The sequence below is a fragment of the Gloeothece verrucosa PCC 7822 genome, from assembly GCF_000147335.1.
In the GTDB taxonomy this organism is placed as follows: domain Bacteria; phylum Cyanobacteriota; class Cyanobacteriia; order Cyanobacteriales; family Microcystaceae; genus Gloeothece; species Gloeothece verrucosa.
This window is the reverse complement of sequence record NC_014501.1, coordinates 1856613-1875949: the sequence shown is the minus strand read 5'-3', so window position 1 is coordinate 1875949 and position 19337 is coordinate 1856613. Positions and strand designations below refer to the sequence as shown.

Below are 19337 nucleotides of genomic sequence, written 5' to 3'. Positions count from 1 at the left end.
GTGTGTGTTTTTGATCACATCACTGCTTAACTCTCAAGCAAAAGGCTCTAAGAATAGAGCTATCGGAGCGGAGACTAAATTAGGTCATAACTACGAGGCGATCGCTATGTTTGTTATACTACGATAAGAAATACAAACGTGTTATTTCAGGGATGTTATGGATCTAAGACAAGAAATGCTCGAGCATTATAAGCGATGGAATATAGAATTAGATGAACTTGAAAAGCTGAAAAAAATGATCGGTTTCGTTCCGAGTTTCCAACCTACCATTAAAGCCTTTCCAACCAACTAACAATTTTTTCACTCTCCAAAGGTTTAGAAAAGAAATAGCCCTGGCCGAATTCACATCCTAACTGTTGAAGTTGTCTTAAATGTTGTTCAGTTTCCACTCCTTCAGCCACCACATCCATTTGTAAATGATGAGCTAAAGTAATAATCGCTTCTACAATCTCAAAATTTTCTCCTACCTGACTCATTCGACTCACAAAAGAACGGTCAATTTTTAACGTATCAACCGGCAGATAATGAAGATAACTTAAAGAAGAATACCCCGTTCCGAAATCATCAATACTCACTTGAATTTTTTTGGCTTTCATCTGAAGCAACAACTCACTCACTTGCTCTTTATTATTCATTAACATACTCTCGGTTATTTCTAACTTCAAATTTTTTCCCTCTAATCCGGTTTCTGTTAAAATATTATCAATACGGTTAATTAAATTCGGCTGCTGTAACTGTTTGCCTGAAAGATTAACACTGACTCTTAAATTTTCCGCCCCGATAAATTGTTCTTGCCAAGCTTTCATCTGGCGGCAAGACTCCCTTAATACCCATTCACCTAAAGGAATAATTAAGCCGGTTTCTTCAGCAACCGGGATAAAATTAGCTGGCGAAATAACGCCTTTTTCCGGATGAATCCAACGCACTAAAGCTTCAAAACCGAGCAAATTTCGATTCATTAAAGAGACGATGGGTTGATAGTAAACAATAAATTCTTCTCGCTCTAAAGCTAAACGTAAATTCGTTTCTAATTCTAATAATTGAGTGGCTTGGGTGTGCATGATCGGATCAAACATTGTATATCTAGCTCTGCCGGCTTCTTTAGACCGATACATGGCAATATCTGCATTGCGAACCAATTCCGAGGGGGTTTGTTCTGGGGAAGAACAAAAAGTAATGCCAATACTGGCTGAGGTAAAATATTCTTGTTCCTGTAAAGTAAAAGATGACTCAAATTCTTCAGTAATTCGTTGAGCCATTTTGGTGGCATCTGTCCAAATCGTCAAATCTTCTAAAAGAATCACAAATTCATCCCCGCCAAAACGTGCTACTGTATCGGTTGGACGCACGCAACGTTGTAATTTATCGGCGATGGTTTTTAATAACTGATCCCCAACTAAATGCCCTAAACTATCATTAACGACTTTAAAACGATCCAAGTCAATAAATAAAATCGCAAATAAATAATTGGGCTGTTGTTGTTTTCGTTTAATAGCTTGTTCAACGCGATCTAATAGCAAAGTTCGATTCGGTAAACCGGTTAACCCATCATGTAAAACCGAATGACGTAACTGTTCTTCTGCTTGTTTACGTTCGGTAATATCAATAGCCATAGATATAATTAACCGTCTGCCATCGGCTAGTTTTCCTAGGGGAGCAGAACTAAAATCCCAAATGCGCGTTTCTCCGCTTTTAATGGTAATGGCAAATTCTCCTTCTTCTACTTTGCCGTCAATTTCATAAAGTTGATCGATGACTGAGCGAACAATGTCTTTTCTTTCTCCGTACGCTTTTTCTGTCCAGTCTGCAATGGTAGAGAGTTCATCGAGATGATAGCCGCTTAACTCGGTCCAGGCATGATTAACTTGAACGATTTCTCCGTCCTCAGCATGAATTAAAATCGGTAAGGGAGCATCGACAATGGCTCTATGAAAACGTTCTTTACTTTCTTGTAAGGCTTTTTCGGCTTTGAGACGTTCTGTAATATCATGAGCTAATACTAGCCGCGCTTTTCGTCCGGCATACTCTAGTCCATGAGAAGTTATTTCTACATCAATGATCTCTCCGTTGGCTTTACGATGTCGCCACTGTCCTGAACGGTTGAAATGTGGATTAATCTGAAGGATATACTGTTCTAAAAGGGGAACGTCTTCAGGGGGACGAATATCTCGAATCGTCATGGCCAGAAATTCTTCCCGAGTATAACCATAATGTTCAATTGTCGCTTGATTGACTTCCAAAAAAGCGAACGTTTCTAAATCGTAAACCCAAAGGGGGTTAGGGTTAGCATCAAAGAACAGACGATATTTTTCTTCAGACTCCCGCAATATTTCCTCTATCCGTTTACGTTCTGTAATATCTTGGCCAATGGCGATACTGGTTCCATCTGAAAGTTTAACATTTGCCCATGAAGTATCGATAATTCTGCCATCTCGCACAAGAATTTTAAAATCTCTCCATTTTCCTTGAGCAGACTTTATATAGTTGAGTACAGATTGGCGATACTCAGACTCTGGCTCAAATTCTGCTAATAAATCCCCTTTTTGTCTATTTTCTAAAGACCACCCCCAGATTTTTTCCCATTCTCGGTTCACCCAGAGAAGGTTATAGTGTTGATCAAAATAAGCCAACATGACAGGAATCTGCTCAACGATCGTTTTTAGCAATTCCTGTTGTTGTCTAAGATTCTCTTGTGTTTGCTTAGTCTCGGTAATATCTCGATGAGTGCCCAGTATTTTTAAAGGCTTTCGCTGCTGATCATAAGCGATACACTTTCCTCGCCCCCCTATCCATAACCATTCCCCCTCTAAGGTCTGTATTTTGTACTCTAAGGCTAAATATTCTGTTTTCCCGTTTAAATAATTCTCAAGGGCGGCTTCGTGGTCAGAGAGCGTTTCGGGATCAATTTTACTACGCCACCACTCTATATTGATGGCTTCCTCTCTAGGATCATAGCCAAGCCGCCTGATCCAATTGGGATCACAGTACAACTCTCCAGTACCTAGATTCCACTCCCAAATAGTGTCTCCGCTTCCCTCTAAGGCCAGTTGTAATCGTTCCTCGCTCTTTGAGAGCTTTTCTACTAATTGCTCATATTTTGCCTGACTTTTGATTAAGGCTGTTTCGATTTCTTGACGTTCTCTAATTTCGGCGGCTAATTCGGCGGTGCGTTGTTCTACCCGTTGTTCTAATTCTTCATTTAATTGTCTTAAGGCGGCTTCTACTTGTTTAAGTTGAGTAATATCTCTGCCTACTGCTTGAAACTCGATTATATTTCGCTTTTCGTCCATAATTACTCGGTTTGTCCACTGATTCCAGCGAATTTCACCAGATGAGAGCCTCACGCGATGCTCATGAGTGATCATGGGATTTTCGGGCGTTAAGCTGGCTATGTTTTGCGCCACTTGCGGCTGATCTTCAGAATAAATAAGGTCCCAAAAGGTGTTGTCTAGAACTGCTGCCGGGGTTTTCTGAAAATATCGACAGTAAGCTTGATTGACAAAGGTCAAGGTTCCGCCCGGACGATATCGACAGATGAATTCGCTTTGATCTTCTACTATTCCCCGATATCTTGACTCACTGGCTCTTAAAGCGGCTTCTATTTGCTGGAGACGATAAAAAGGACGCAGGGAAATGTATCTCCATAGACTCATTAATAAAATTGTCGTGATCAGCAAGCCGCTCATCAACCAAAATAGACGACCAACTGTCCAAAAGTTCTCCGGTTCGCCGTACCATTTCCTATAAATTTGCTCATACTTTGGACTACCCACAAAGCTGTTTACGGCTTTATCTAAACGAGTCAGTAAAAGGAGATTATCTTTTCTCAGTGCAATGGCTCGTTTAATTTCTGCTAAAGGTTCCCCAAGTATTTTAATTCGGTTACTGACATCTGCTTGGGCGACAATTTCTTTTAATACTGATTCACTATAAATGAGGGCATCTACATGACCGGCTAATAGTTCAAATACTCCATATTCAATGCCATCAAACACTTCTAATTGGATATTTTGACGGTTTTTGGCGATTTCATAACCGACAGTTCCCTTGACCACCCCCACTCGATGACCGGCTAAATGGGCGACGGTCTTGATCTGATGGTTAGAAGCCCGCACAAAAACTGAGACTGAATCCGTCTCAACTGGAGCCGTAAAGCTCATTTGGGTTTGTCTGGCAGGTGTTATCCCTAGATTGGGAATTAAATCGGCATTCCCATTGATTAATGTCTCTTGTACCTCGGACCAAGTGTTTTTGATTTCATATCTCACTTTTAACTGGGCAAGCTTGGCTACTTCCTTCATTACGTCAATGGCAAAACCGGAGGGTTTCCCAGTTCGATCTACAAGGTATAAAGGCGGAAAGTATTTGGGAATAACAGCCGTTACTTCTAGCAATGACACCTGATCCGTGTCTTGTGCCACCCCTTTTAAACAAAATAGTTGGCTTGCTAGTAATAAAGAGAAAAATCCTAAATAGACAATCTTAATGATTGTTTTCATGTAACATTTCACTTCAGTAAAAGTTAAAGTGACTTATTCTCAACAATAGACCTTATAACTCTTCCTAAAATTTTAGCCCTATTTCGTCCTTAAGTTAGAGCCTCAACTCTTCCCTAAAACTGATCTGAAGAAAATTTCTATATCATGTTTTATTGATTTTGTCAAAAAAAACTTTTTTTTCTCAATAAATCTTTACTCAAAATTGTGACTCGGAACAAAGACTTGATTTGACTTGGTTTTTTGGGCGGCACGAAAAATGTAGGATTTGAAGCACTTGTCTCGCCTCTTTTTTTAAAAATAGTTATAAGTATGCCAATTATGAAATTCTAACAAATCTCTGAAAAGCTTGTAATGTCGTTAATAAATAAAAATTATTCTCAATAAAATTTTAAGTTTTATTAAGCTTAAAGAAATGTGAATTTTAAATTTTAAAATCATTTTTCTTGATTGATAAATTCTTCTTTGAGCAAGTTCTCAAGCGGGCAGAAGTAGAAACCCGACAAAAAAAGTCGGGTATGTTTGACTTCAATTTTGCCGGTGTGATAGTATCGCTTTATCAGTTGACGGACAAGAAAAAACCATCATGACCCAGGCAACCCAAACTCAATCAAACACTTCTAGCTTTATCCCCACCTTTAAATCGCTCGTTTCAAAAGAAGGGGGTATCGAATACCCACTCGAAGCCCTTCACGTCTGCGAAGAAACGTTCTCACCCTTAGAAGTGGCTTATGACTATGATTTAATTCGTCGTCAGGTAAGCCGAGAAACGATTGAAGCGGGTCCGAATTCGATTTGGCGTTATCGCGCCTTCTTACCCGTTGCCACTGACAACTACATTGACTTAGGAACTGGGATGACTCCCCTCGTGAAATCCCATCGTTTAGCCCGTCGCCTGGGTCTAAAAAACCTCTACATCAAAAACGATGCTGTCAATATGCCGACCCTGAGTTTTAAAGACCGGGTGGTGTCGGTTGCCCTCAGTAGAGCCAGAGAATTAGGCTTTACCACCGTTTCTTGTGCTAGTACCGGCAACTTAGCCAATTCTACAGCCGCTATAGCCGCCAGTGCAGGCTTAGACTGTTGTGTGTTCATCCCCGCCGATTTAGAAGCCGGCAAAATCTTGGGAACCTTAATTTATAATCCAACCTTAATGGCGGTTAAAGGCAACTACGACCAAGTTAACCGCCTCTGTTGTGAAGTGGGAAATAGCTATGGCTGGGGATTTGTCAATATTAACTTGCGTCCCTACTATTCCGAAGGCTCCAAAACCCTAGGCTTTGAAGTAGCAGAACAACTCGGATGGAAACTGCCGGACCATATCGTTGCGCCTTTAGCCTCGGGTTCTCTATATACCAAAATTTACAAAGGCTTCCAAGAATTCGTCAAAGTCGGATTAGTGGATGAAAAACCCGTGCGTTTCAGTGGGGCACAAGCAGAAGGCTGTTCTCCGATCGCCAAAGCCTTCAGCGAAAACCGCGATTTTGTCTCCCCGGTTAAACCCAATACCATTGCGAAATCTATTGCGATTGGAAATCCGGCTGATGGCGTTTATGCCCTAGAAATCGCCCGCAAAACCGGCGGACATATTGAGTCGGTCAACGACAGCGAAATTATCGAAGGCATTAAACTTTTAGCAGAAACCGAAGGCATCTTTACCGAAACCGCCGGCGGAACCACCATTGCTGTCCTCAAGAAATTAGTAGAAGCTAAAAAAATTGATCCTGAAGAAACAACGGTAGTTTATATTACCGGTAATGGACTCAAAACCCAAGAAGCGGTTCAAGGTTACATCGGTGAACCCTTAGTCATTGATGCTAACTTAGATAGCTTTGAGAGAGCATTAGAACGTTCTCGCACCCTAGAACGCCTGGAATGGCAACAAGTTCTAGTTTAGTGATTAGTCCCTAGCCATTAGTCATCAGCATAAAGAACTAAACAAAGATCAAGTGCTAATGACTAATGACCCATGACTAATGACCCATGACTAATGACCCATGACTAATGATTAATCAATTATGGCCGTTACAGTTTTAATTCCAACACCCCTACAAAAATTCACCAACAATCAAGCCACTCTAGAATGTACAGAAACAGCCAATATCGCTGACTTAATTGAAAACTTAGAACAGACCTTTCCGGGCATTAAAGCTCGCTTGTGTGAAGATAATGGACAGCCGCGCCGCTTCCTCAACTTCTACGTCAATACAGAAGATATCCGTTTCCTCGAGGGAACCAATACCCCCCTTAAAGATGGGGATGAAGTCAGTATCGTTCCTGCCGTAGCAGGCGGCTAAATGTGGGTTTGAGTTGCCTTAAATGAGTAAATGAAAGGTGCGTTATGGCAAATTGACGCACCATTATTAAGTTAATATTTCCCTGCCTCCTACTCCCGATTCCCTGTTAAACTAATATTAATGTACTCTACAAAGCTGTAAAAATTAGGAGGCTAACAGACTATTTTTACTCCACCCTTAGCCCGTCTGATCGAACAATTGCAACGTTTACCCGGCGTGGGTCCAAAAACCGCCCAACGCTTAGCCCTACATATCCTCAAACGTCCAGAAGAAGAAGTTAACACCTTAGCCAAAGCGATCATAGAAGCCAAAAAACAAGTAGGATTATGTCAAGTTTGCTTTCATCTCTCGGCCGAGTCAGTTTGTGAAATTTGCCGCAACCCGAATCGAAATAATAATATCATTTGTGTCGTTGCAGACTCTCGAGATGTGATCGCCCTAGAAAAGACTCGAGAATATGGGGGAAAATATCACGTTTTAGGGGGTGTTATTTCGCCGATGGATGGCATCGGACCCGAACAATTAAATATTAGTGCCTTAGTGAGGCGAGTCAGCCAGCAGAAGGTACAAGAAGTCATTTTAGCCATCAGTCCTAGTGTAGAAGGAGAGACCACCACCCTCTATGTTGGTCAACTGTTAAAACCCTTTACGCTAGTAACCCGCATTGCCTTCGGTTTACCGATGGGGGGAGACCTGGAATATGCAGATGAGGTAACTCTAGCCAGGGCATTAGAAGGACGACGAGAATTAGACTAACTGCAAATTTTGACTCATTTTTCCTCAGTTCCGTTAGAATGAACTGTCCCGAGTTGCTGACGGACATCATCAATGGCATGATTGAGTTGAGCAATTTTATTTTCTAAACTGCGTCTGGCTTTTTCCATTTCCTCTTCTGTCTCAAATCTCAACCCGTCACCGGCTTCGAGTAAAGAGTGATTATCCTCTTGTTGAGTTTTGTTTCGCCTTTGAGCGATGGCTGAACCAATTAAGCCGCCCATAATTCCCCCAACGATGGCACCTGCTAAAAAGCCACCAGCAAACCCTTGACGCTGACTCATATCCCTTTCCTCTCACTTGATAACATCAAAAACAGTTTCTTACTAGCTTAACGGTTAATAGAACTTACAAGCTATAAGTTTTTTGTCAACCCTAGCAGCAGAGACTTTAAGTCCCAAAAGCCCGATCCCCCGCATCTCCTAATCCTGGAACAATATAGCCTTTACTATTAAGTCCTTCATCAATAATAGCGGTATAAATGGTTAAAGAAGGGTAGTGTTGTCCTAATTTTTGCAAAGCCGGCGGGGCAGCAACCACAGAAATAACACGCATCGAAGCCGGATCGGCACCCCGTTTAGTGACTTCTTCCATAGCTGTCATAATTGATCCCCCAGTAGCTAACATGGGTTCTAAAATAATCACTCGGGTGTCGGGGGCAAATAGGGGGGGTAATTTATTTAAATAACAACTCGCTTCCAGGGTTTCCTCGTTGCGGGCTAACCCCAAATGGTAAGTAGAAGCTAGAGGGAGTAAAGTCTGTGCCCCATCTAATAAAGCAAGTCCTGCCCGTAAAATGGGAATAACGGCAATGGGAACCTCGGGGTTAATGAGAGTCGCGGCGCATTCACTCAGAGGTGTTTGTATAGATGTGTCGATAGTCGGTAACCAATAACGGACAGCTTCATAAGTTAACCAGCGTCCTAGTTCAGTGATAGCAGTTTTAAAGAGAACTGATGGGGTATTGGTATCTCGGGCGATCGCTAACCAATGTTTGATCAATGGGTGATCTGGCACATAAACGCGCAATTGCATACTCATGAGAGTTTAAAAGATTGATAGAGTAAAGGATTAAATGAACTTAACCTGAACTATCATATCTTTTAATGGCACAGGTAATCATTACTTAATGAGGAAAGAACGCTAAATTCCCTAAAAGTTGATAGGATTGACTCTTAATGAGGATAGAACAGCCTAACCAAATTAAGACAAACGGGAATATTTTACGGCCATAACGCGCTAAGATTGGGGCTAACAAAGGATTTTTAGTAAGATGAAAAGAGAGAAAACACCACAGTCCCACAGTTAAATAACAAACTGACAAAATTATTCCCAAACTGGGAAGATTGCTACTAGCAAACAAGGGAACATAAATGCCAATATTGTTTCCTCCATTAGCAATAGTTACGGCAGAAACCCGATAAGTTTGACGATCTTTTAGGATTTCCCACAGGGATTTTTTATGACTCCTAGATGGGGCAGAAGATTTGAGGGGAACAGAGACAGCTTGTACCATCTCTTCTTCATCTTCCTGACTGATAAGATTACTAATCCCAATAATAATCGGCAGAAAACCTAATAATCCAATCCAAGCTTCCGGAATAAATAACCCGCCAAAAAATCCCGGTAAACTAGCCATAACTAAGGCGGTAAATCCCACAAATTCGCCTAGAATAATATGCTTAGGATGAAAACTTCGGTTGACTTTTCCGAAGAAGGCCGTTAAGTATACATTATCGTCAAATGTTGTGGCAAAAGCTGCGGACAGGCCAATAATTAAGGTACTAAGTAGCCAACTCATAAGCGTTTAAGTTTTTTGAATAGATATTATTTAGAGCGTCAGTGATGAAGTTTTCCTCAATTGTCTAGTTTTTGAGTCTTTAGAGGTCTTTCTCTAATCTATCTGGTTCTATTCATAGAAACAAATATTCTTTTTTTTTAAAACGATAAATAAAAATGATGAATAAATTTGAAGAGGAGTATTCGTTGCTGCTGACTTTTTGGCGACCAAGCCGGGAATATCTCTAATTTGAGCAATATAACTTCTTAGAACTTTAAAAACATACACAATAGAGTTCGCAAAAATCCTGCTACAGTAACAAATAAGCCTTTAACCTTCACCAGCCAATGACCGTTAAACGCCTTCTGCCCTTTGTCCTGAGCCTGATTTTAATCTTTATAACGACAATACCGATGATGAGTGCCACCAAAACTGAGATACTCTGGGATAGTTGGGGAATTCCCCATGTTTGGGCCAATAATTCCGAAAATCTGTTTAAAGCCTTTGGATGGGCACAAACCCACAGTCACGGTAACTTAATTTTACGACTCTATGGACAGGCAAGAGGCAGAGCCGCCGAATATTGGGGAAAAGACTATCTCACCTCGGATCAATATGTGAGGTTAATGGGTATCCCTACGAGGGCACAACAATGGTATGAACAACAAAGTCCCCAAATGCGAAGTTATTTAGACGCATTTGCGGCCGGAATTAATGAATATGTTCAAAAGTATCCCTCGCGCATAGAAGAACCCTTAAAAGCTGTTTTACCCATTAGTGCGGTTGATATATTAGCCCATTTCCAACGGGTAATCTATTTTCATTTTCTCACTAACCCCCAACAAGTAGCCAGTTTACAAAGCACAGAACTACAAGGCGGTTCCAATGGCTGGGCGATCGCTCCCTCAAAATCAAAAAGCGGCCAAGCCATGTTATTAGCTAACCCCCATCTGCCTTGGGGAGATTTTTATCTCTGGTATGAGGCGCAATTAAATAGCCCTGAAGTCAATAGCTATGGTGCCACCTTGGTAGGAACCCCCGTATTAGGGATCGCCTTTAACGATCATCTCGGTTGGACACTCACGGTTAACCCCACTGATGGGGCAGATATTTATCAACTGACCTTAAAAGACGAAGGTTATCTGTTTGAGGGAAAAGTACGTCCCTTTACCCGTGAAACCCAAGCGATTAAAATTCGACAGTCTAACGGCACTTATATTGAAACATCCATCACTATTAAAACCTCTATTCAAGGGGTTGTGATTGCCGAAAAAGAGGATCAAGCTTACGCCTTGCGGGTGGTGGGGTTAGATCAACCCGGAACCATGCAACAATTATGGCAAATGGGTCAAGCGACTAACCTCAAACAATTTGAAACCGCCCTCAAACCTGTACAACTACCCCTATTTAATATTCTCTACGCTGACCGTCAGGGGAATATCTTCTATTTATTTAATGCTACAGTCCCTATTCGTTCAACCGGCGACTGGAACTACTGGAAAAAAATTGTCCCCGGCGACACCGCTAACACCCTTTGGACTGAATATCACCCCTACCAAGACTTACCCCGTCTAGTCAACCCTCCTACAGGATGGTTACAAAATACCAATGATCCCCCTTGGAGTAGTACCTATCCTCCCGTCTTATCTCCAGAAAATTATCCCCCTTATCTGACTCTTCCCTCTTTAGAGAAAACGGGTAATATTTTTCGCACTCAACGGTCGATTAAACTGTTACAAGAAGCGGAAAAACTCTCTTTTGAAGAAATGATCGCCAAAAAATTTTCCTCTCGCTTAGAGATGGCTGATCGCATTTTAGAATATTTGATTCCGGCTGCCCGCTTCCTGGCTAACCCCATCGGGATAGAAGCCGCAGAAGTTTTAGATAAATGGGACCGTCAAACCAATGCTGATAGTCGAGGTGCTGCCTTATTTGCCCTCTGGGCCTTGACGATCGAACCCTCTGGCTTATTTTCAAAACCCTGGAATCAACAAAATTATCTAACGACACCCACCGGCATAGCTGACTTTAACACGGCTTTAGCTGTCTTAGAAGGAGTAGCCGCACAAATTAAACTGTTATATGGAAGATTAGATGTTTCTTGGGGTGAGGTGGTTAGACTGCGCTATGGGGATAAAGATTTACCCGCCAGTGGGGGACCGGGAATTTTAGGCTGTTTTCGGGTGTTAAATCTACAAAAAGCCCAAGATGAACGTTTTCAAGTGGCCTTTGGAGATACCTATATAGCCGCCATCAAGTTTTCTGATCCCCCAGAAGCCAAAGCCTTAATGGTGTATGGAAATTCCACTCAACCGGGATCGGTTCATGTGGGGGATCAATTAGAATTATATGCCCAAGGACAATTGCGTCCGGTTTGGCGAACTCGCCCTCAAATTGAAGCCCACTTAGAATTAAAAGAAGAGATTGACTAACTTATTGGTAAGTAGACAAAATTCAACATCATTGGTTCGATGAAACCCCCTAAACAACGGTTACAGAAAAACGCTAAAACCCTTAAGGTTTTTGCCTATCCAAATTTACTTAAACGTTTTAAACCGGTTAAAAATGACAAAAATTTTTCTCTAGTAGACACTATTTGGCACGACCTTTATCATTGGCTTTTAAGCCTTTCTTGGCCTCAGTTTTTGTTGAGCATTACTCTCGTTTATTTAACTATCAATTTCCTATTTGCCCTAGTTTATCTAACGGGAGGAGATGGAATTGCCAACGCCCATCCCGGTTCACTAACTGACGCTTTTTTCTTTAGTATACAAACTCTGTCTACTGTGGGTTATGGTTCTATGTATCCTCAAACCCTTTATACTCAAATTTTAGTGACAGTAGAGATTTTATTTGGGTTAGTTTTACTGGCGATTTTAACCGGGTTAATGTTTGCTCGTTTTTCTAAACCCACCGCTAGGGTAATGTTTAGTAAAGTCGCTGTTATTTGTCCTTATAATGGCATTGATACTTTCATGTTTAGAGTGGCTAATCAACGAGATAACCAGATTATAGAAGCTCAAGTTAAAGTTAATTTTCTGGCTAATGAAGTTAGTCATGAGGGTCATCAATTACGGCGATTTTATGACGTTAATTTAATTCGCTCTCAGACTCCTGTTTTTGGTTTAAGCTGGTTAGTTATGCACCCGATTGATGAGAATAGTCCCTTTTGGGGTAAAGATTTAGAATTTTTAAACAATATAGAAGCTGAAATTTGGGTATCGTTTACGGGAATTGATGACACTTTCTCTCAAACGGTTCATGCTCGTCATTCTTATGCCATTTCAGACCTCGTTTGGAATAGGCGTTTTGTCGATATTTTTGCTCGCAAACCTAATGGACAACGTTATATAGATTTAAGCCGCTTTCATGATGTTATTCCTTTATAAATATCTAGACATAAATAAACTCGATTTTGTGGATAAATGTAACATTCATAGCTTTTTCAAGTATGGCTCACTACAAAGTTTTAATAAAAAGCTGATAAAAAATGACAATTATTTAAAATTTAATAAGTTTGTTAAAAAGCTTTTTTATCAGATCGCTTTTAACGAGATAATCAAAAGTGAATATCATACTTATCCCACTAAATTCTCTTAAAAGCCTTATTCAGCTTTTATTTTGATGTAATCTGGAGATATAAATTAATGAAACTTAATTGGAAAAGCGGCTTATCTAAAGTAGTGATGGCTTCTTCCTCTATCACCGTCATTTCGCTAATAGCAGTCCCCGCACAGGCCGCGAATTTATTGCAAAATGGCAGTTTTGAAAATACAAACGGTACTTTTGTCAATAACGGCCTGGGAGCAATGTCCCTTCCTACAGGCTCTACCACAATACCAGGATGGACTACTATCAATCAAGAATTAGGATGGCTAAATAATAATAATATTTACGGGCCAGTAATCACTCCTTTTGGAGATTATTTTCTTGACTTAACGGGTTATCATGATTCCTTTCCCTATGGAGGTGTAACCCAAACAATTTCTACTACGGTGGGTAGTACCTACAAGCTATCCCTCAACTTGGGAGTCAATAACCCCTTTTACCCAGGCCCTATCTCAGTTAGGGCAACGGCTGGTTCTACTAGCCAAACCTTCACATTTAATTCGTCGGAAACTGGAAACCAATGGGGACAATTCAACCTTGATTTTACAGCATCATCTACATCCACCCCAATTAGTATCGTGGGAATTTCTTCTGCAAGCGGAGTTTATCTTGGGGGATTTTATCTTGGGCTAGATAATGTATCTGTAGAAGAACAAAATGTAGCCATTCCCGAACCTCTAACGATTCTCGGTACAGTTACAGCTTTAAGCTTTGGTACTTTCTTTAGGGGTAAGTTATCCAAAAAACAAAATAAAGGCAGCAACAAAGCATAATTAATTTGCTTTCAATCTTTCTAAAAAATATTTAAATAACTCTAGTAATAACATTTATTAGAGTTAATTGTATTATTTATTGACTAATTTCTGTCAACTGTTCTTTCCCTTTCAAAAACTGATTAGCTACTGCTACAGTAATTAGATGAGACAATAATCCTATTGGCCCAGCAAACAGACATAAAATCAAAGAATGAATTGTCCAGATTCCGGTTCGTTGTCCTTCCCAATAAATCCATCTTCCCAAGAATAAATCAAGCGTTAAAAAATGTATCCATCCTGCCGCCGCTACTCTCTCATCGGCAAATAAACTAGCAATATCACTTAAATGGGGATTAATGAAAGACCCAGCCGAGTCGACAGGAATGGCATTAACAGAGTTAATAAAACAGTAAATATAAGCCCCTGCTAAAACGACAAAAGGAAGATAAGATTCCATCACTTTTTTGGTAACTCCCCAATGGGGTAGTAAAATCATTAGTCCCCAAAAAGGCAAAACAAATAAGTTCGCCAGATCAAACAATTGTGTAATGCTTATAGTCATAGGAAGAAATTTTAGAGGAGTTTGCCTCTAACTAGGGTAGCATTTTTACTTAGCCGCCACGCAGTCGGCTAATAAATGACTAATGATAGATGACTGATGAGCGAAGTTGATTTATGTTAAGCACTAGCAACATAGTTGTTAAGTTCTTTGTCGATCTCAGTCAAAAGACTGCCACAATAGCCATGATCGTCTTGAGGGGTTTTTCAACTGTTTTGACCAAGGCTATCTCTCATTGTCTACTTGAGTTAGGCACTTGTTACTCACTCTCGAGCGATGAGATGTTGCCACAGCAGTCCGATCTATTCTCATTGTGAGTGTTTTTCCCCTCTCCTACAGCCTAGCCGAGGTAAGTCCTTAAATCTCCTCAGCCTAGTCCACTTGAACAGATCCCATGACACAAGCTTGCCTTATGAGTAAGGGTTACCTGATAACTATCACCAGACTGTAACTCTCAATACTGGGCATTTGTAGAAAATCAAGCTAGGCTGTGCAGTATAAGCTATCGCCCCTCATTTAAGCTGAGTAGGCTATTGGCAAATCAAGTACAATATTTTTCCTCGAAAGAATCTTAAAAAACTATTAAGGTTTTATAATGAGGAGTGTCACCCGGAGGATTAATGTGTTTATACGACTAGCACAACAACATCGGCAATTCGTGAAAGATTTAGTCATGAATCTGCAAGCCCTAGCGATCACCTTAGAAAATCGAGGTTATCTAGCTTCTTGCTACACCTGTGGTCATGAAATGAACAGTGCCTCGTTTATGGTGAGTTTGGGCGAAAATCATTTAATTCGTTTTCTCGTCTCCGACTATGGAATCACCTGGACAGAAATGCGAGATGACCGAGAATTGATGAAATTAGAGGGAGCAGAAGCCATCAGCCAATTAGAAGATTTAGCGGATTTAGTCAAGTATCAAGTTCCGCCTTCTGAGTTTAAATTACAAAGTGTTCGTCTAAAAGGGCAGCAAATGCAAGCGGTCTAATCCTTATTATTGCTTTCGTGGAGTCTAGATTTCCTCTATTAAAAGCCAGAGTACCAAATAGATAAAAAGGGTTTATCGGCACTTTTAAGAGCGCAAAGTAAGCCCCCTATACGACTATTAGTCCATTTTCAACCGATGAATCTCTGTAAGGATTGGTTGTTATGATAGTTGTAAAGTTTCCCCAGACTTCGCGCTTTGTGCGTCTCGGGCCATTTTTCGCTCAAGCCGTAACTGTTGCCATTAGCTTTTGGCATATTTCATGGGGCCAGCACCCCACAAGAAATAGGTCAGATAGTTAGAAAATGTGATTAACTCTTTTGATCTAACTTCTGACCGGGTAAAGCAATCATCAGGTTTAACCCAAAGGACCAGTTGAGATAGTCCCTTAAGTGAGCAGATTTTTATTCATCTTCAGCAAAAATATAGCGACGTAATTCGCTCGGGTCGGGTTCTTTGCTTTGTTCAGCAAAAGTCACCGCCTCTTCAATGATCCCCTGCACTTTTTTCTCAATTTGAGTTAAGTCTTCTTGACTGGCTAAGTCATGTTCTAACAAATAAGAACCTAAGCGGCTAATGGGATCGCGGGCTGACCAAAATTGTTTTTCATCACTTGAGCGTAACTCATCGGGATCGGCAAGAGAATGACCCCGAAAACGATAGGTTAATGCCTCAATGAGGGTAGGGCCTTCACCGGCTCTTGCACGGGCAATGGCCTCTTTAGCCACAGTGCGAACAGCTAAAACATCCATCCCATCCACCTCGATCCCAGGCATATTAAAAACGCTTGCTTTCTTATAGACTTCAGGCTGAGAGGTCGCCCGGTTATGAGCCATACCAATAGCCCATTTATTGTTTTCTACCACATAAATAATGGGCAACTTCCACAAAGCCGCCATATTCAGACACTCAAAAAACTGACCATTATTAGAAGCCCCATCCCCAAAGAAACAGGTCGTTACCTGATCAGCCGTTTCATCTCCGAGAGCATCACGACGATATTTAGTTTGAAAAGCGGCTCCTGTAGCGACGGGAATGCCTTCAGAGACAAAAGCAAACCCCCCCAATAAACGATGTTTTTCCGAAAACAAGTGCATCGAACCGCCCCGTCCCTTGCTACAGCCGGTTTCTTTACCAAATAACTCTGCCATCACTTCACGAGCCGGAATCCCACAACTAAGAGCATGAACATGGTCCCGATAGGTACTACAAACATAATCTTCATCGGGACGCAACGCTTTAATGATCCCAGTAGAAACAGCCTCTTGACCATTGTATAAATGAACAAAACCAAACATTTTGCCCCGATAATACATCTCGGCACATTTGTCCTCGAACATCCGTCCTAAGACCATATCCTCATAAAGCATCAAACCTTCAGAAGCAGTAATACTAACGCCAGCCGAGTTAAAAGTAGGTAAAGTCCGTTCAGAAACCATAGGATCACTCCTAATCTTTTATTTAAAGGGGTTAACTTTACAGTTTATGATTAAAGGGGCCTTATTAGCTATCTTCTAAAGAAGCCTTTTAATAAGCCATTCTTTAGGATAGAATCATGGCTAATCATATCTGTGGATGAATTCTACAGATGAATCAAAAGAAACAGCAAAAAAGTCCCTGTTTTACTATACTAATAGTTTATTAAAATACTCTCAATGAGAGGAAGTCAACCGTGCGAATTCCGCTCGACTATTATAGAATCTTGGGAATCCCAATTCAGGTAACTTCGGAGCAGTTACACCAAGCTTATCAAGACCGGAGCTTGCAACTGCCTCGTCGTGAATACAGTGAATATGCCATCACGACTCGAAAACAACTTCTGGATGAAGCCTATGAAATTTTGTCAAATCCTGAGAAGCGACAAGAGTATGATGCGAGATTTTTAGAGAAAACTTATCCGATAGAAAACACGGGGTCTGATCTCCCTTCCCCAGAGACGGGTCAAACCCAAGAGAGTTTCCTCGATCATCATACTGCCTGGATAGATATTCGTCCTCAACAACTGGTGGGCAGTCTCTTGCTCCTGCAAGAACTCGGAGAATACGAACTGGTAATTCGCTTAGGGAAAAGTTATCTTAATGAGGGCACCCCAGCCGCGAAGATAACCAACAGCGAAAAAAAAGAGCCGGATACAGAGCGGTTTTTAACCATTCAAAATTATCCCTCAGTTCGAGAAGATGTGATCTTAACAATGGCTCTGGCTTATTTAGAATTAAGTCGAGAACAATGGCAACAACAGGAGTATGAAAAAGCGGCTCTTTCGGGGAACCAAGGCATTGAGTTACTCCAATTAGAAAAACGTTTTGTTAATCTTCAACAAGAAATTGAAACCGATTTATATAAATTACGTCCCTATCGAATTCTCGAGTTATTAGCGCTACCGGTTCATCAAACTCAAAAAAGAACAAAGGGATTACAGCTACTCCGAGAAATGCTGCAACAACGAAATGGGATTGATGGCAAGGGAGATGATCACTCAGGACTCAATTTAGATGACTTTTTAAGATTTATTCAACAGTTAAGAATTTATTTAACGGTTACTGAACAGCAAGAACTGTTTGAAGAGGAAGCCAATCGTCCCTCGGCTGTAGCCAGTTATTTAAAAGTTTATACCCAAATCGCTAAAGGCTTTTCTCATCGAGAGCCGGTTCACATTTTAGAGGCACTGGTTACCCTCAAGCAATTAGGAAAACGTCAAGATGTCTATTTAGAACAAGCTCTCTGTTACTTGCTGCTAGGCCAAACCGAAGAAGCTATCTTAGCTTTAGAACAAAGTCAGGAACAAGAAACTTTAGAATATATCAAAGAACAATCACAGCAGGAACCTGATCTATTAAGGGGTTTATGTTTATATGCAGAACGATGGCTACAAACTGAAGTTTTTTCTCATTTTCGCGATCTAATCAATCAACAAGCCTCTTTAAATAAATACTTTGCCAATAAAGAAGTCCAAAATTATTTAGAACAGTTATCCCTCGAATCCCAATTAGAACAGCCATTTTTAGAACAGGAAAATAATTTAACCCCAGAAAAACCTATTGCCCCCTCGCCACTTAAGTCAGGGTCTGGGTGGAAATCCTCTAATTCCCAAATGCCCAGAAAACCAATTGTCTCTCGCCCTCAAAGCAGAGCCGAACGCTATGAGGTAGCCGAGAATCAAACAGCCGCAACCGCGTCATTTTTGCAACCTCTGTGGGGAACAAGTTCCTCATCGGCTACCACTTCGCGGACTAAGACAAATCAAATTCAGGGTTATGGAGAAACCTCGAGAGAATACACTCAGGGAAATGTGGTGTTAAGTGCTTCTTATGAAGAGACTGCCTCAAACCGTCGTAATTATCGTCGTCGCTCTAACTCGAACCCTTTAACGGCAATTGAGCCACTGGTTGAGCCACCGGTTGAGCCACCGGTTGAGCCGCCAGTAGAATCAGAACCCGTACCGGTGCCGAGATTAACCTCGAGAAAGCGGCTGAAATCTAGGGCGAAAAAGCTCAATAGACAACGGTTATTGTTAGCTACAGCCGTCTTATTGGGCACTTTAACCGGGGGATGGGGTTTGAAAGCCTTATATAATAATCTTTTCGATCCTGAAGGATTAGAAGGAAATTATTTAGCTATTCAACTGCAACATTCTCCTTTAGATATTCCGGCGGCGGACGCTCATGTGGTGATTGCTGGGCCCTTAACTGAAGGAAATGCCCTCTCCGTGCTACAAGAGTGGTTATATAGCAAGTCGAAAGCGTTTGGGAAACAACACCAAGTGGGTCGATTAAAAGATGTTTTAGCCGATCCGATGTTATCCCTATGGGAAAATCGCGCCAAAGCTCTCAAAGGAAGCCAGAGTCACTATGAATATGAACATCAGTTAGAACTACGTTCTTTAAAGATTAATCCTCAAGACCCTGACCGAGCCTTTATCGATGCTCAAGTGAGCGAAAAAGCCAAATTTTATCAAAATGGGCAACTCTCTCCCAAGCGTTCTTACAATGATAATTTGCTAGTGCGCTATGAGCTAGTGCGTCAACGAAATCAATGGAAAATTCAAGATAGTCAAGTAGTTAAGTAGCGGTTTTCGCCGAATA

15 protein-coding genes are annotated in these 19337 nt (G+C 41.1%); 9 read left to right on the top strand and 6 right to left on the bottom strand.

The annotated features are described in order from the left end of the window. The first annotated feature begins 157 nt into the window (after window positions 1–157). The gene (locus CYAN7822_RS40155) at window positions 158–292 is read left to right on the top strand and encodes a hypothetical protein (RefSeq protein ID WP_280989824.1); all 135 of its coding nucleotides are present in this window, start codon (window positions 158–160) and stop codon (window positions 290–292) included. On the opposite strand, the gene CYAN7822_RS34490 is transcribed toward CYAN7822_RS40155, so the two are convergent. Further along, window positions 270–4499 (bottom strand): EAL domain-containing protein, encoded by a 4230-nt coding sequence (locus tag CYAN7822_RS34490; protein ID WP_013321811.1) that lies wholly within the window; start codon window positions 4497–4499, stop codon window positions 270–272. The two genes, CYAN7822_RS40155 and CYAN7822_RS34490, sit on opposite strands and share 23 nt — an antisense overlap. 583 nt (window positions 4500–5082) lie before the next feature. Between CYAN7822_RS34490 and thrC the strand changes: the two genes are divergently transcribed. The 3 genes from thrC (at window position 5083) to recR (ending at window position 7549) form a co-directional block, all read left to right on the top strand. Next, window positions 5083–6393, top strand: coding sequence for a threonine synthase (gene thrC, locus CYAN7822_RS08355; RefSeq protein ID WP_013321810.1), 1311 nt, complete (start codon window positions 5083–5085; stop codon window positions 6391–6393). A 121-nt stretch (window positions 6394–6514) separates the two neighbouring features. Continuing rightward, window positions 6515–6793, top strand: a complete 279-nt coding sequence (locus tag CYAN7822_RS08350) for a MoaD/ThiS family protein (RefSeq protein WP_013321809.1) — start codon at window positions 6515–6517, stop codon at window positions 6791–6793. A gap of 162 nt (window positions 6794–6955) precedes the next feature. Further along, window positions 6956–7549 carry a recombination mediator RecR gene (recR, locus tag CYAN7822_RS08345; protein ID WP_071881419.1) on the top strand — a complete coding sequence of 198 codons (594 nt, stop codon included), beginning with the start codon at window positions 6956–6958 and terminating at the stop codon, window positions 7547–7549. Window positions 7550–7563: 14 nt separating this feature from the next. Here recR and CYAN7822_RS08340 read toward each other — a convergent pair whose 3' ends face one another. The 3 genes from CYAN7822_RS08340 to CYAN7822_RS08330 all read right to left on the bottom strand — a co-directional run bounded on the left by CYAN7822_RS08340 (window position 7564) and on the right by CYAN7822_RS08330 (window position 9368). Continuing rightward, entirely contained in the window at window positions 7564–7851 is a 288-nt protein-coding gene (locus tag CYAN7822_RS08340) for a ssl2009 family thylakoid membrane protein (RefSeq protein WP_013321807.1), read from the bottom strand. Window positions 7852–7957: 106 nt separating this feature from the next. Beyond that, complete coding sequence (gene upp / locus CYAN7822_RS08335; protein WP_013321806.1) at window positions 7958–8608, bottom strand: uracil phosphoribosyltransferase; 651 nt, start codon at window positions 8606–8608, stop codon at window positions 7958–7960. A gap of 85 nt (window positions 8609–8693) precedes the next feature. After that, the gene (locus CYAN7822_RS08330; protein ID WP_013321805.1) at window positions 8694–9368 is read right to left on the bottom strand and encodes a cadmium resistance transporter; all 675 of its coding nucleotides are present in this window, start codon (window positions 9366–9368) and stop codon (window positions 8694–8696) included. Between the two features lie 326 nt (window positions 9369–9694). Here CYAN7822_RS08330 and CYAN7822_RS08325 point away from each other — a divergent pair, with 326 nt between their 5' ends. The 3 genes from CYAN7822_RS08325 to CYAN7822_RS35270 all read left to right on the top strand — a co-directional run bounded on the left by CYAN7822_RS08325 (window position 9695) and on the right by CYAN7822_RS35270 (window position 13729). Then, window positions 9695–11779 (top strand): acylase, encoded by a 2085-nt coding sequence (locus tag CYAN7822_RS08325; protein WP_013321804.1) that lies wholly within the window; start codon window positions 9695–9697, stop codon window positions 11777–11779. Window positions 11780–11818: 39 nt separating this feature from the next. Then, window positions 11819–12736, top strand: a complete 918-nt coding sequence (locus CYAN7822_RS08320; RefSeq protein WP_013321803.1) for an ion channel — start codon at window positions 11819–11821, stop codon at window positions 12734–12736. 258 nt (window positions 12737–12994) lie between these two features. Continuing rightward, a complete protein-coding gene (locus CYAN7822_RS35270) occupies window positions 12995–13729 on the top strand; it encodes a PEP-CTERM sorting domain-containing protein (RefSeq protein WP_013321801.1) in 735 nt (244 codons plus the stop codon). Between the two features lie 76 nt (window positions 13730–13805). Here CYAN7822_RS35270 and CYAN7822_RS08305 read toward each other — a convergent pair whose 3' ends face one another. Further along, the gene (locus tag CYAN7822_RS08305; protein WP_013321800.1) at window positions 13806–14273 is read right to left on the bottom strand and encodes an ABA4-like family protein; all 468 of its coding nucleotides are present in this window, start codon (window positions 14271–14273) and stop codon (window positions 13806–13808) included. Between the two features lie 619 nt (window positions 14274–14892). On the opposite strand from CYAN7822_RS08305, the gene CYAN7822_RS08300 reads away from it, so the two are divergent. After that, complete coding sequence (locus CYAN7822_RS08300) at window positions 14893–15258, top strand: DUF1815 family protein (RefSeq protein ID WP_041933175.1); 366 nt, start codon at window positions 14893–14895, stop codon at window positions 15256–15258. Between the two features lie 401 nt (window positions 15259–15659). Here CYAN7822_RS08300 and pdhA read toward each other — a convergent pair whose 3' ends face one another. After that, the gene (gene pdhA / locus CYAN7822_RS08295) at window positions 15660–16694 is read right to left on the bottom strand and encodes a pyruvate dehydrogenase (acetyl-transferring) E1 component subunit alpha (protein WP_013321798.1); all 1035 of its coding nucleotides are present in this window, start codon (window positions 16692–16694) and stop codon (window positions 15660–15662) included. Window positions 16695–16927: 233 nt separating this feature from the next. Here pdhA and CYAN7822_RS08290 point away from each other — a divergent pair, with 233 nt between their 5' ends. After that, window positions 16928–19321 carry an IMS domain-containing protein gene (locus CYAN7822_RS08290; protein WP_013321797.1) on the top strand — a complete coding sequence of 798 codons (2394 nt, stop codon included), beginning with the start codon at window positions 16928–16930 and terminating at the stop codon, window positions 19319–19321. Window positions 19322–19337: the final 16 nt, after the last annotated feature.